We start from the raw sequence: 13,416 nt of genomic DNA on the forward strand, positions 1-13,416 counted from the left end.
AGAAAGGCTGTTGAACGTATTATTGGTGAAAAACCAAAAAACGATTCTCTGTACCAATTGGCCTTTAGGCATACATCAGCATCGAAAAACTCCTCTATTCAGGGCTTCAAAGAATCCAATGAAAGATTGGAGTTTTTAGGAGATTCTGTCCTTGGGATGATTATAGCGGAATATCTCTTCAAAAAATATCCATTTAAAGACGAAGGTTTCTTAACCGAAATAAGGTCCAGAATAGTTAATAGAGAATCTTTAAATCAAGTGGCCCGTAAAATAGGCTTAGACGACCTCATTACCTTTGACGGCAACAGAGTTACACATACGCGTACATCTATGTATGGAGACGCTATGGAGGCCCTTATTGGAGCTATTTATCTGGATAAAGGATTTCGCTTCACCAAAAGCTTCATCGTCAAGACGCTTTTAGCCAATTACTTTGACCTCGACGAGGTTATAAAGAACAATGCCAATTATAAAAGTATCCTTTTAACTTGGTCTCAATCTTTGGGTAAAAACGTGGAATTTGAGATTATCAAAGAAAACGGAAAGCACCACAGCAAGGAATTTGTAGCACAAATAAAAGTGGATGAAGAGGTTATAAGTGAAGGACGCGGCTGGAACAAGAAAAAAGCCGAACAAGACGCCGCAAGAAAAGCATGCGAGCATCTCAAAATTGAGTCCTAATCGTTTTTCTTCATCACATTCGTGATCTCGTTCAACTTCTCCACTTTATACTCAAAATCACCCTTTAATCTATCTCTGAGCAACTGTAAGTTGTCCAGCGTTTCTTGAAGAGAATCTGGCAATACTTGCTCTAATATTTCTCTAAACCTCTTCGCAAAGGTCGGTGATTTACCATTGGTAGAAATAGCCACCTTTAAATCTCCCTTTTTCACCACGGAACCCAAGTAAAAGTCACATAAAGCAGGCTTGTCGGCCACATTCACAAGAATGTTATAATTCCTACAGTCTTTCTGCACTTGTTCGCTTACGGCCATTATTCCAGTGCCTACTATCACCAGATTTTTACCTTTGAGGTGTTCTTCTTTATACGGTTCAAGAAACATTTCAATGTGATGAGATGCCGCCAAAACTTTTATCTCGTCGGAAATTTCCGGGGCAACAATGGTGATTTTTGTTTCCGGCGAATTTTTTAGAACTGCCTCTAATTTTTCAATGCCCACATAACCGCCACCAACAATAAGCAGGTTCATCTGCTCTAATTTTAAGAAAATCGGAAATAAATTATTCATAAATATAAAGTTCATAAAAAAAGGGACACCATTGGTATCCCTTTTCTCCTTATCTAAAGAAAATGTCTTAAAACATTCTTGCTCTTCTATCTGTAATTTCAGCAGCTTCTCTTACCGCTTGATCTGCAGCCGAAGCAGAGGCATAAGCACCTACTTTCTGCTTAATGTCTTCTTTGTATCTGTTATAATCTGCTATTTCTGGAGCAATGGTCTCCGCAGTTTTCTTCATTACAAAAACACCATTTTGACCTATGAAAGGCTTACTAGCTTGGTTTAATTTTAAACCGAAAGCCTTACCAATAGCAATACCATCAATACCAGCACTGTTCAACATACCCGTTGTGATATTGATGTCTGTAACACTTTCCACTAAAGCACCTGCACCATATTTATTAGCAGCAGATTCAAAATCCCCAGAGACATCACCCAATTTGGCTAAAATCTTTTCTCCTTTCAATTGATTCTTCACCTTAGATTCTATCTGAGCTTTGAAATCCATGGCCTTAGGGCTATCCTTGTCTGTAGCATCTGTTAAAGCCGCGATGATATAACTATCACCTACCACAAAAACTCTATCCGCTACATCTCCTACTGAAACATCATTACCATAAGCCCAAAGCACTACTTCTCTAGCATCTTGAACGGTATTGAATCCTGTAGCTCCAGGTAAAACTCTCTGAGCTGTCAAAAGAACCAAGTTAGGGTCTTCTGCTGCCTTCTCTTTCATCTCTTTTGCAGAACTGATATCAGCCCTTAAGCTTTCCGCCATTTGATAACTATCGTTCAATGAAACTTCAGAAGCCTCAAGAATCTTTGTAATAGCAGACAGTTTATATTTCACATTTGATTTAGGCTCTGTTACCTTAACAATATGATATCCAAAATCAGTTTCAACCAAGTTTGGTAATAATCCAGCACCATTATGACCGAACACTGCTTTCTCAAAAGCAGGAACCATTGAGCCGTTATTGCTAAAGAAACCTAAATCTCCACCTTGCTGGGCAGTACCATCTGTACCGTTAATACGAGCCATTGTTTCAAAACTAGCCCCACCTTTTATTTGAGTCAATAAATCCTGAGCTTTAGTTTTTGCTGCGGCCTTAGCTGCATCATCAGTACCTTCAGCACGGATTAGGATATGAGAAGCACGAAGTGTACTCACGGTATCTAATTCCGTTCCTTCATATTTATAAATGCTATAGTTTTGACCCTCTTTAATAGGACCAATCAAACCACCTACTATGGTATTTGAAATAGCCTCTTTAAGTTCTGGAGAAACCTCGTTGGCACTCCATAATGCAGGTGTACGTACATCAGAATTTGCAGAAGCAAATGCCGCTGGGTTTTGAGCTGCTGCCAAACCTTTTGCTAAGCCATTAATTTCTAAAAGCAAAGCTGATGAATCTTCTGAAGAAGGTAAAACCTGATAAACTACATAATCAAAAGAGCGGCTGTCAAAACCAGCGTACTCTTTTTTGTGAGAACCATAGTATTTCTCAATTTCACTGTCAGACACTTTTACTGTGGTATCATTAACACTGTAAAATGGCACAAATAAATAATCCGCAGAAATCAAATTATTCTGAGAAGTATACTCTTTCTTAGCTTCTGCAGTAGTGATATAATCACCCGCTCTTACCAAGTTTTGATATTTCTCACTCTTACGGATTTGAATCAAGTTAGACTTGAAAGAATCCCAAATGTATTGTTGTTCCGCTGGCAAAGTTTTGTTTGCCGCTGCATTAATAAACTCTCTGTGCTGAGCCTCATTAAAGACGCCAGTGTTTGGGTCTGTAAATTGCTGACGAATGAAAGGATGCAAGTTTTTAGTTCCTTGAATCATTTCTTTTAACTCATCCATAGTAACATCTATGCCCAGTTTTTCATATTCTGGTTGGAAAGCGTTTTCTTGAACCAACTGCTCCCAAACTTGCTCTCTAATATTTCTTAAATCAGCTTCGCTAGCAGCTCTGCCTGTAGAAAGTTCCTGCTGCTGACGCTGTGCATCTACAAGCTTCACAAACTGTTGATAATCTACGTCAACCCCATTTATTTCACCTACGTTCTCTTGGCCACCGCCGCCAAAAGAATTGCTAGAAAAATAATCGCCAATGATGAAAGCGAACAATGCTAAAGTCAAAATCCCAATAGTAAGGACTGAGTTTTCTCTAATTCTACTGATTAATGCCATTCTAAATTTTTATATAAAATTTTGTTCGTTCGCATAGCTGTGCTAAAAAACGAGCCGCAAAAATAGTTAGATTCCAAACGATTATCAAAGAAATCTAATTTTCATATGCCCTTGCGAACAGATATTTTTAATACTTTTTCAATATTAACACCAAATTGTTGCCTCAAAGCCGATCAAAAGCCTTTTCCGATGGTCTTAGTTTGAATTTTACATAGATACATATCACACGTTAGATATAGTACAGAGCCATCTTCGCCCCAAGCACAGTTGGAAGTAGCCTCATCTATTTCTATTCTACCTAATAATTTCCCTTTTGAGTTTAACACCAATATCCCACCAGGTCCCGTACTAAATATATTTCCTTCCTTATCGGTTTTAAGACCATCAGGTAATCCTTTATAACCTTTTTTCACCATTGGAGTAGCATCAAAAAGCAAATGCTCCTTTCCTAGCGTGCCGTCATCAAGAATAGGATAGGACAAAATATACGCCGCATCAGGATCTGATTGTGCCACGTAAAGTGTTTTTTCATCTGGAGATAAAGCAACACCATTGGGTCTTGACAGATGGTCTATAACCAACGCAGCTTTTCCCGACTCCCCTACCATGTAAACGCCAAAGAGATCAATTTCTCTCGTTGTGGCATTTTCTCTGTCTGGCAATCCATAAGGCGGATCTGTAAAATAATAGGTACCATTACTCGCTTGTACCAGATCATTGGGACTATTAAAGCGTTTGCCGTTCCAATTGTCTGCAACGGGATATTTTCCACCACCGCCACCTAAAGGCATTCTAGAGACTCTCCTATCACCATGCTCACACGCTACCAGCTCACCATCCTTATTAATGATAAGCCCATTGCTTCCAGGCTCTAAACTATAAGGTAAAATACCCGTATAACCAGAAGGTTTAAGAAAAGTAGTCAGACCATTTGTTTTAGAGAACTTATAAATTACGTTTTCAGGCACATCAGAAAACAGCAAAAAGTTGCCATCTATTACCCATACAGGTCCTTCCGACCAATTAAAGCCTTCTGCCAATATTTCTACTGTGGCATTTTCTGACACCAAATCATAAAATTTAGCATCTTCCGCCACTAATTTGCTGATGCTTTTTTGTTGAGCGTTAATTTGAATAGAGCTTATCATAACTATTGCTAAGGTTTTAATTATTTCCATAGGATTTTAAGAACAGGTTTCTTACTCAAAAATAGAAAACCATGGCTAACATCCTACATTTTGTTTTAATTAACACACGATGTAATTTTAGCGATTTCTAAAATTAGTCTTCATCATGAAACTTGAATACAACAGCGAAAGAATAAAAGGAAGAAGTCTGACAGACTTAAAAAGACTAACGAAGTCTGGAGAAGGTCAATATCTAGAATTTAAGTATAAAGCCAAGTTTCCAGATAAAATAGTAAGGGAAATGGTGGCCTTCGCCAATACAGGTGGCGGTTTGCTGCTTATTGGCATAGACGACTATGGAGACGTGGCAGGCGTAAAGTTTGCAGACGAAGAAGAATATGTATTGGTAAGAGAAATTGAAAGGTCTATTACTCCCACTTTAAAATACAGCATTGAAAGGATTCGCATTGGAAATGAAAGGGAAGTTTTAATTTTTCATATTCCAGAAAGCGAGCATAAGCCACATAAAGCCTCCGAGAAGGTATATGTACGTCATTTAGACCATACCATTCAAGCCAGCAGAGAAGTTAGGGAAATACTAAAAGGACAGAAAAAAAACAGAGACTTGCGTTTCAATTACGGTGACAAAGAACGTATTCTTATGTCCTATCTAGAAAAACATAAACACATAACGCTCAAAAAGTTCTCTGAAATATCTCAAGTTCCCCTAAAACAAGCGTCTCGAACACTCGTGCTCATGGTCCTTACCAATGTTTTAAAATATGAGGCCCGCGAAGAGGAAGATTATTACTTTATCAGTTTCTAGATCCTTTCTCCGACCACTATTTCACTCATAGAGCTATATTCCAAATATTTTTGGGCCATCTCTAAAACCTGATTGGTATCTACAGACCTTATATGATCAATGAAACTGTCATAATAGTCTGAAGGCAGATCTGCCAAGATCATACTTTTATGCTTATCCATAAGTTCGAATGCCGTAGTAATGGAACCCGAAAAACTACCACACATGTAATTCTTAACTGTTTCTAACTCGCCTTCGCCAACCTTTTCGTTCCTTAGAACATTCATTTCCTTCTCTATTTCGGTAAGCGTCTCAATCGTATTTTCTTTCACTACGTCGGCACCTATAAGCATATAGCCAAATTCTTTCATTGGGTGCACAGAAGAAGATATTCCGTAAGTAAAACCTTTATCTTCCCTGATGTTCTTCATAAGTCTACTGCCAAAATATCCACCGAAAAGTGTATTGGTCACCGCTAATGGGAAATAATCTGGCTGCGTTCTCTTAAAAATAGGTTTTCCTAATCTAATGGTTGATTGCATTTTATCTTCCAATCGAATTATTTCATTTCTGGGTACAAAGTCCTCTATAGCCACTTTTAACTCGTCGATTACGGTATAATTCTCTTTCCCAAAGTTATGTTCCAATAAGTCTATCTCCTCTTTCTTTATATTTCCTGAAGCAAAAATGGTAAACGCCTTTCCTTTTACCCAATCCTCATAAAAAGACAAAATGTCATCCTTACTTACAGATTCGATAGCCTCTTTTTCTTGAATTCTTCCATATAGGCTATTTTCTCCAAAAATAAGCCTCTTCACACTTCTACTAGCCAAAAAAGAAGACTTTTCCATGTTCAACTTCAAACTTTGCAAGGCTATTTTCCTTTGCAATTCTAGCTCATCCTCCGGAAAAACAGCATTCTCAAGGACATCTTTAAGAAGTAAAAGGTACTTGTCAAGAAATTTTCTAAGGCCGTGCAAAGTAATATGTAAGTGCTCTACCCTAGAACTTACGTCTATAAAACCGCCATACTGGTCAAATCCCTCCATGATATCAGAGCTTGATTTAGTAGTGGTACCCCCCAAAATCATTTTTGTGAATAATGATGAAACACCATTTTTCTTTTCAAATCCTGAGCCTGCGTTAAAAACCAATTCTAGCTTTATAACATCCTGGCTAGCGAATCCCATGCTGTACAAAGGGATTTGGTTTTGGAAAACCTTTGCATCCACTTTTGGCAATTTACTTGCTTGAATAGGATTAAAGGCGGGGATGTCAGTTCTGTTCAACATTTCAAATTCTTTTTTGCAAATATAAACTCTTAAACAAGAAAAAGCCTGTCCATTTTAAATGGACAGGCTTTTAAAATAATATATAGCTAAAATTAGTGAGCTACAGTCTCTTCAACAGCGTCAGCAGCAGCATCCATAGCAGCACCTACAGAATCAACAGTTGCCTCAGCAGCATCCATAGTAGCATCAGCAGCCTCATCAACAGCTTCAGTAGCAGCTTCCATAGAATCTGAAGCAGACTCAGAAGAAGAAGAACAAGAAGTGAAAGAAACCATTCCAGCGAACAACATTACAGCGATTAATTTTTTCATCGGTATTTGATTTTTTAAAGTAATTAAATGAAGTACAAATTTAAGTATATTTTAAGTTATCAATCATTTTCTTTAAGAAAATCTTTAAAAAAAACTTAAAATCAGAAATCACTTCAATTAAAACTTGGAAAAGTTTAATTTCTTTCAGGTTTTAGTAACTCATAGATTCCTGTAGTTCTAAAAGTGAAAAACTTATGACCAAAAAAGTTAGCCATGAAACTAAAGGCCATCCCTACCAAGTGAGACGCTTTCTCTCTCCAAAGCAAACTAAAATCTTCATAATAAGGGCCAATAACCAACTTAAAGCTTCCAAAAGTAACAATCTCTTGCACTACTAATGCCAAAGAAGCAATAATGAAAAACTTAACCCACTCCCTTTTGGAATTTCCAGATTCCTTAGCAGAAAATGCAAATACCTTAGCTGGAATAAAAGTGGCTGCTGTAGATATCATATAAGCCCAAAACACACTCCACACTAATGCGGCGTCGTGATTGAGTCCCAAGTCTAAAAACCAAACTTTAAGCGGAATTTGTGAAAGGAAATTAACGGTTGCACCGAAAACACCTGTCAAAAAAAAGTTGAAGAAACTTTTATGTTTCTTTAAATCTATATTCTTAAGTAGCTTTATCAAAAAAATGATTCTTTAGAATAAGAAACGTAAAATGTTCGGAAATATTCCCAAAAGCAGCGTTCCCATGGTAGTTATAACAAAAATTAGCTTTACCAACGGAGTCAAAGTTACCTGCTCTACCCCAACTTCCCTTTTAAAGCTCAAGACAATAGGTTTAAAATAATAGTAAACCGCTACTGCAGACATTACTACCGCTAAGATAATAACCAGAATACCGCCATTAAATGAGGCGGCATCTCTAAACACGAAAAACTTACCCCAAAAACCAGCAGTAAGTGGTATTCCCGCCAACGAAAGCATCGCAATAGTTAAAACTGTTGCTAAAAACCCGTTCTCCTTCGCTAATCCAGAGAATAAGTCAATGTTTTCGTAAGGTCTTCCTTTCTCTATACGGTATTTTGAAACTTTCATTAAAACACCAAAAGCAGTGATAGTGGCCAATGAATAGGCTACAGAATAAAACATGATAGTTCCTATAGCATCCTCAGATCCTCCAACTAAAGCCAATAACATGAAACCTGCATGCGAAATACTAGAGTAAGCCATAAGACGCTTAAAGCTATCTTGAGTGACTGCAAAAATATTCCCTAGCACTAATGAAATGACAACCATTATGAGAAGCATTGGCACCCAAAACTCAGCAATCTGACCAAATGCAGAGGACAATACTCTATAAATAGCCACGAATCCAGCTGTTTTCACGACAGTAGCCATGTACGCCGTAAATATGGTAGGTGCTCCTTCATAAACGTCTGGAGACCAAAAGTGAAAAGGAGCTGCTGAAACTTTAAATGTAAGTCCAATTAAAATCAGTGTACAACCGATATATAAAAACGGCATTTGGGTGCCGCTTGAAAAAGCAGTATGTATGTCAAAACTACCAACGGCACCATAAAACATCGCTATTCCAAAAAGTAAAATACCTGTAGCAAAAGCTCCCATCAAGAAATACTTAATGGCGGCCTCATTTCCTCTCAAGTTTCTTTTATCTGCTCCGGTTAAAATATAAAGACCAATAGATAGAATTTCAATCCCTAAAAACAGCATAAGCAAGTTTTCAAAAGAAACCATCATCAATGCTCCTATTAAAGACAACTGTACCAAAGCATAATATTCTGCTGGTTGGGAAAATTCAAAATCATCGAACCCCTCCGATAGGCATAAAATAAGAATGGCAGACACTAAAATGATTGAGCCAAAAACGATACTCTCATTATTGACTTCCATCATTCCGCTAAAATATAAGCCAGGAGCATTCCAGTCTACAAAAGACACACCCAATGCAACTAGTAAAAATAAAATGGACAGCGGAAAAACGAGCTTTTTGTTATCTAAGAATCCCAAGAACAAAGTCAAGAGGCCTGAAACAGAAAGTGCAATAATTGGATACATGTTCTGGTAAATCTTTAAAATTGAGCCATAAAATCTAAAAGTTGCTGAGACGCAGGTTCAGATATTTTGAGAATTACATTTGGGAAAATACCCATCAGAATTACCAAACCCGACATAACAACTAAAACTACTGCTTCAGAACCTGAAATGTCGGCTATCACAGTAGCGTCGTTTTGCTTTTCGCCAAACATCGTTTTTTGAAAAAGTCTTAAGAGATATACAGCACCGAGAATTATACTTATACCGGCTAAAATACCCAGTAATTTATTCGTGTCAAAAACACCTTTGAGCATTAAAAACTCTCCCACAAAACCATTGGTAAGTGGTAAAGCCACACTACCTAAAAGAAGAATCATAAAACAAACACTCAGTAACGGAGCATCTTGCGAAAGACCTCCTAAAGCAGAAAGTGTTCTGCCGCCTGTTCTTTCATAAATTATCTTAATCACAAAAAACAACCCTACCGCATTAATACCGTGTGCCATCATTTGGAAAACAGCACCCTGAGTACCTTCCAATGTACCACTGAAAATAGCTGCAGCTATAAGCCCAATGTGAGCAAAAGAAGAATAAGCGACCAATCTTTTAAGGTTATCCTGCTTTATGGCGACAATAGAACCATAAATTAAACCTATCACCCCAAAAAGCATCACAAAATAAGCAAATTCCTTAGAGCCTACTGGACTTAATGGTAGTGCTATTCTAATTAAACCGTAAACGCCCATTTTAGACAACAGTCCCGAAAGTAACATGGTAGCAGGTGTAGAAGACTCAGAATAAGCATCGGCTTGCCATGTATGCATGGGAAAGAGTGGCATTTTTATAGCAAAAGCTAATAAAAAGAACCAAAATAAAATATGTTGTACGCCCGCAGGAATAAAAGTAATGGTAGCACTCAGAGCAGCCATATCAGCGGTTTGACCTTTTACATAAAGGTAAATGAGTCCTACCAGCATAAATAAACTACCAAAAATAGTATAAGCCAGCATCTTAAAAGTGGCTTTAGAAGCACCAGAACCTCCCCAAATAAGACCTAAAAAATATACCGGGATAAGTGCCGCTTCAAAGAAGAAGTAAAACAAGAATAAATCTCCAGCACTAAAAACGCCTATTAAGCTTGCTTGGGTTATTAAAATTAAGGCATAAAGTAGATTAGGCTTTTCATAGTCCACTTTAAAAGTACTAAGAACGATTAAAGGAAGAAGAAGAGATGATAGTCCCATAAGAAGGATACTAATTCCATCTGTGGTAAACTTAAAGGAAATGCCAAAATCTGGCAACCACTCTTTTTGGAAACCCAGTACCCCTTGGTTATGAAATTCATTAAAAGCAACGCCAAAAACTAAAAGTTCTATAACGGCTATTGCCAATGCCAGTTGTTTACTTCTTGATTGATTTTCTCCTCCTAAAGCAAATACCAAAAGTGCTCCAAGTACGGGAATCAATATGAGTGCTAATATCAACATCTATTTGCTCGTTATCGCTTTAAAAATTTCCATGAAGTGTGACAATACTTCTTGCCCAAGATTAAGGACAAGAATAAAACCAATTGAAAAACCCATTATTAATAAATAGAACCCTGTGGTTCCAGTTTGAATCTTGGTTCCAAATTTGCTCAAAGAGCTGATTCCTTTTGTAATAAGGTTTATCAAACCATCAATTCCTTTCGGGTCAATAACATTCCCAAAGAACTTAGAAGCCTTTTCCGTAGGGTTAACAAATACCTTATCGTAGTTTTCGTCTAAATAATATTTGTTATAAATGAATTTCTGAATACCCGTAATTTCCCCATCTTCTTTAGGAACAAAACCTCTTTTCACATAAATGACATATGCCAAACCTAAGGCTGACAAAGCTAATAATACCGAGAAACCCATCAATAGCCACTCCGTAGAATGAGATAAATGAACAACACCAAAGCCTTCCAAAGCTTCTCTCGAATTATCATAGATAGGACTTAGGAAATTTGCTAAGAAATGAGGCAGATGGAATATCTCTGGAAAGCCAATAAAACCTCCTACAATAGATAATGCCGCCAGTACAATTAATGGCAACGTCATTGAGCTTGGCGATTCATGTAAATGGTCTTCTTGTTCCTTGGCCCCTCTAAACGTTCCTGTAAAGGTTAAGAAGAACAGCCTGAACATATAAAATGACGTCATGAAAGAACCCACCATGGCCAGAGCCCACATACCCTTATTATGCTCAAACACATGAGCCAAGATTTCATCTTTAGAAAAGAAACCAGCAAACGGAGGAATACCAGATATAGCGATTGTACCTATCAAAAAGGTAATGGCAGTGATTTTAGTTTTTGACCAAAGACCACCCATTTTGCGGATGTCCTGCTCATCGCCCATCGCGTGAATCACACTACCTGCTCCTAAAAAAAGCAATGCTTTAAAGAAGGCATGAGTAATGACATGGAAAAAACCAGAGGTAAAAGCCATTACCCCTAAACCAATAAACATATAACCCAACTGACTCACGGTAGAGTAAGCCAAAACTTTCTTAATGTCGTTTTGAAAAAGAGCGATAGATGCCGCAATTAAAGCGGTCAGCGTTCCTATCCAAGCCACAAACTCCAAAGTATCTGGCGAAAGTGTGTAAAGAACATTGCTTCTAACGATCATGTAGATACCTGCGGTAACCATGGTAGCTGCATGGATCAATGCAGAAACGGGTGTAGGACCCGCCATGGCATCTGGTAACCAAGTAAAAAGTGGCACCTGAGCCGATTTACCCATAGCTCCGATAAACAAACAGAAGCTAATGAACATCAATGGCAACGAGCCCGAAGGCATACCTTTTACTTTTTCGAATACCTCTAAGTATTCTAATGTTCCGAAATAGTGAAAAATTAAAAATACACCAATCAGAAACCCTAAATCCCCTACACGGTTCATTATGAATGCCTTTCTGGCAGCGTCTCCAAAATCTGAGCGTTTGTTCCAAAAGCCAATTAATAGATAAGAACATAGACCTACGCCCTCCCAACCAATAAACATAATGAGGTAGTTTGCACCCATTACCAGTATCAGCATTGAGAAAAGGAAAAGATTTAAATAGGCGAAAAACTTCCCTATACCAGCATCGTGCTTCATATAACCGGCAGAGTACAAATGAATCAATGTACCTACACCTGTAATAATGAAAAGCATTAAAATGCTCAACTGGTCTATTTGAAAGGAGAAAGCGACGTTGAGATTCCCAACTGTTATCCAATCAAAAAACGTTTCAATAATGGGCTCATTGGTTTCACTAAACTGTAGGTAAACTAAAACAGTAGTAATGAATGACAATAGTGAAGCACCTGTTCCTATCGGTCCAACGAGACTGTTTGGTATTTTCTTAAAACCTAAACCGTTTATAAGGAATCCGATTAAAGGGAAAAGAGGGATTAAAGCAATCAGCGACATATTTACTGTTCAGAAATTTAAATTAACCTCTCAATTTATCTAACAGACCGATATCAATGGATCGTATGTTTCGATAAATCATGACAATGATAGCAAGACCTACAGCCACCTCGGCCGCAGCTACTGCAATAATAAAAAAGACAAAAATCTGACCGTTAGGGTCAGAGTTATACGAAGAAAATGACACTAACAATAAGTTTACCGCATTAAGCATAAGCTCAATAGACATAAATATTATCAAAGCGTTTCTTCTTATCAGCACGCCTACAATACCTATTACAAATAAAATACTAGCCAACAACACATAGTTTGTCAGTGGTACTTGGGCTATTACGTCCGGTATAGATGGTAATTGGGTTTCCATTAAATATTTTTTTCAAACAAAATCTCGGCAAAACTAGCCAATTAATTCTTTTGTCTAAAGGCTAAATGAGTAAGAATTACGTCACATTAATCTTTTAATGTTTTTTCTCCTTATGATCCAAAAAGCGAACCGGCCATACTGAGCTTTACTTCAGTTAGTTTTCTCTTCGTATCCAAAGGGAAATCATTATTCATCATCCAATCATAATATCCTTTTTCTTTCGTAAAAACATCAGTTACCTTCCTTCCTTTATGTTTTCCAAAGTTAAAAACAATGTTATCGTTGTCGTCATAAGCCATTCTTCCTGCAAAATCTACAATTTTTCCAGAGGTAAAATCATGAAGGGCCTGAACATCATTTTTCACGGGCTCAATCTCCTCCCCCTTTCTATCCAAAATTTTAACGCCCTCATATTTTTCTATCTGAGCACACAAAACTTCTAAGGTGGCCAAAGTATCTGCCTCTGCACTGTGAGCGTTTTCTAAATCTTTGCCACAGTAAAACTTATACCCTGCACCCAAAGTCCTTGGCTCCATTTGATGAAAAATACGTTGAGCATCCACAAACTTTCTATTCTTTACATCAAATATGTCAGAATCCACCCTTAAAAACTCCTCTACCAACATCGGAATA

The 13,416-nt window shown here is 37.6% G+C and carries 13 protein-coding genes; 2 read left to right on the plus strand and 11 right to left on the minus strand.

Annotated elements, in window-relative coordinates; translation table 11 throughout:
• A partial coding sequence (gene rnc, locus ACTBZY_RS15275) for a ribonuclease III (RefSeq protein WP_463047212.1) occupies window positions 1-681 on the plus strand: 681 nt, incomplete at its 5' end.
• Here rnc and ACTBZY_RS15280 read toward each other — a convergent pair.
• From ACTBZY_RS15280 to ACTBZY_RS15290, 3 genes are all read right to left on the minus strand, one after another.
• The gene (locus ACTBZY_RS15280; RefSeq protein ID WP_463047213.1) at window positions 678-1,250 is read right to left on the minus strand and encodes a precorrin-2 dehydrogenase/sirohydrochlorin ferrochelatase family protein; all 573 of its coding nucleotides are present in this window, start codon (window positions 1,248-1,250) and stop codon (window positions 678-680) included. The genes rnc and ACTBZY_RS15280 overlap by 4 nt on opposite strands.
• A 67-nt stretch (window positions 1,251-1,317) precedes the next feature.
• The gene (locus ACTBZY_RS15285; protein ID WP_463047214.1) at window positions 1,318-3,441 is read right to left on the minus strand and encodes a peptidylprolyl isomerase; all 2,124 of its coding nucleotides are present in this window, start codon (window positions 3,439-3,441) and stop codon (window positions 1,318-1,320) included.
• Window positions 3,442-3,614: 173 nt separating this feature from the next.
• The gene (locus ACTBZY_RS15290) at window positions 3,615-4,619 is read right to left on the minus strand and encodes an SMP-30/gluconolactonase/LRE family protein (protein ID WP_463047215.1); all 1,005 of its coding nucleotides are present in this window, start codon (window positions 4,617-4,619) and stop codon (window positions 3,615-3,617) included.
• A 115-nt stretch (window positions 4,620-4,734) separates the two neighbouring features.
• Between ACTBZY_RS15290 and ACTBZY_RS15295 the strand changes: the two genes are divergently transcribed.
• The gene (locus ACTBZY_RS15295) at window positions 4,735-5,394 is read left to right on the plus strand and encodes an AlbA family DNA-binding domain-containing protein (protein ID WP_463047216.1); all 660 of its coding nucleotides are present in this window, start codon (window positions 4,735-4,737) and stop codon (window positions 5,392-5,394) included.
• On the opposite strand, the gene ACTBZY_RS15300 is transcribed toward ACTBZY_RS15295, so the two are convergent.
• The 8 genes from ACTBZY_RS15300 to ACTBZY_RS15335 form a co-directional block, all read right to left on the minus strand.
• On the minus strand, window positions 5,391-6,665 hold the full coding sequence (locus ACTBZY_RS15300; protein ID WP_463047217.1) for a M16 family metallopeptidase: 1,275 nt from the start codon (window positions 6,663-6,665) through the stop codon (window positions 5,391-5,393). The two genes, ACTBZY_RS15295 and ACTBZY_RS15300, sit on opposite strands and share 4 nt — an antisense overlap.
• Before the next feature lie 92 nt (window positions 6,666-6,757).
• The gene (locus ACTBZY_RS15305; RefSeq protein WP_463047218.1) at window positions 6,758-6,976 is read right to left on the minus strand and encodes a hypothetical protein; all 219 of its coding nucleotides are present in this window, start codon (window positions 6,974-6,976) and stop codon (window positions 6,758-6,760) included.
• Window positions 6,977-7,110: 134 nt separating this feature from the next.
• Window positions 7,111-7,608, minus strand: a complete 498-nt coding sequence (locus ACTBZY_RS15310; RefSeq protein WP_463047219.1) for a GtrA family protein — start codon at window positions 7,606-7,608, stop codon at window positions 7,111-7,113.
• 12 nt (window positions 7,609-7,620) lie between these two features.
• The gene (locus ACTBZY_RS15315) at window positions 7,621-9,000 is read right to left on the minus strand and encodes an NADH-quinone oxidoreductase subunit N (protein ID WP_463047220.1); all 1,380 of its coding nucleotides are present in this window, start codon (window positions 8,998-9,000) and stop codon (window positions 7,621-7,623) included.
• 14 nt (window positions 9,001-9,014) lie between these two features.
• Complete coding sequence (locus ACTBZY_RS15320) at window positions 9,015-10,466, minus strand: complex I subunit 4 family protein (protein WP_463047221.1); 1,452 nt, start codon at window positions 10,464-10,466, stop codon at window positions 9,015-9,017.
• The gene (gene nuoL, locus ACTBZY_RS15325) at window positions 10,467-12,419 is read right to left on the minus strand and encodes an NADH-quinone oxidoreductase subunit L (RefSeq protein WP_463047222.1); all 1,953 of its coding nucleotides are present in this window, start codon (window positions 12,417-12,419) and stop codon (window positions 10,467-10,469) included. It lies immediately after the preceding gene.
• Window positions 12,420-12,441: 22 nt separating this feature from the next.
• Entirely contained in the window at window positions 12,442-12,783 is a 342-nt protein-coding gene (gene nuoK, locus ACTBZY_RS15330; RefSeq protein ID WP_463047223.1) for an NADH-quinone oxidoreductase subunit NuoK, read from the minus strand.
• Window positions 12,784-12,893: 110 nt separating this feature from the next.
• On the minus strand, window positions 12,894-13,416 hold a 523-nt coding region (locus ACTBZY_RS15335), incomplete at its 5' end, for an exodeoxyribonuclease X C-terminal domain-containing protein (protein WP_463047224.1).

Source organism: Arcticibacterium sp., from assembly GCF_055134445.1.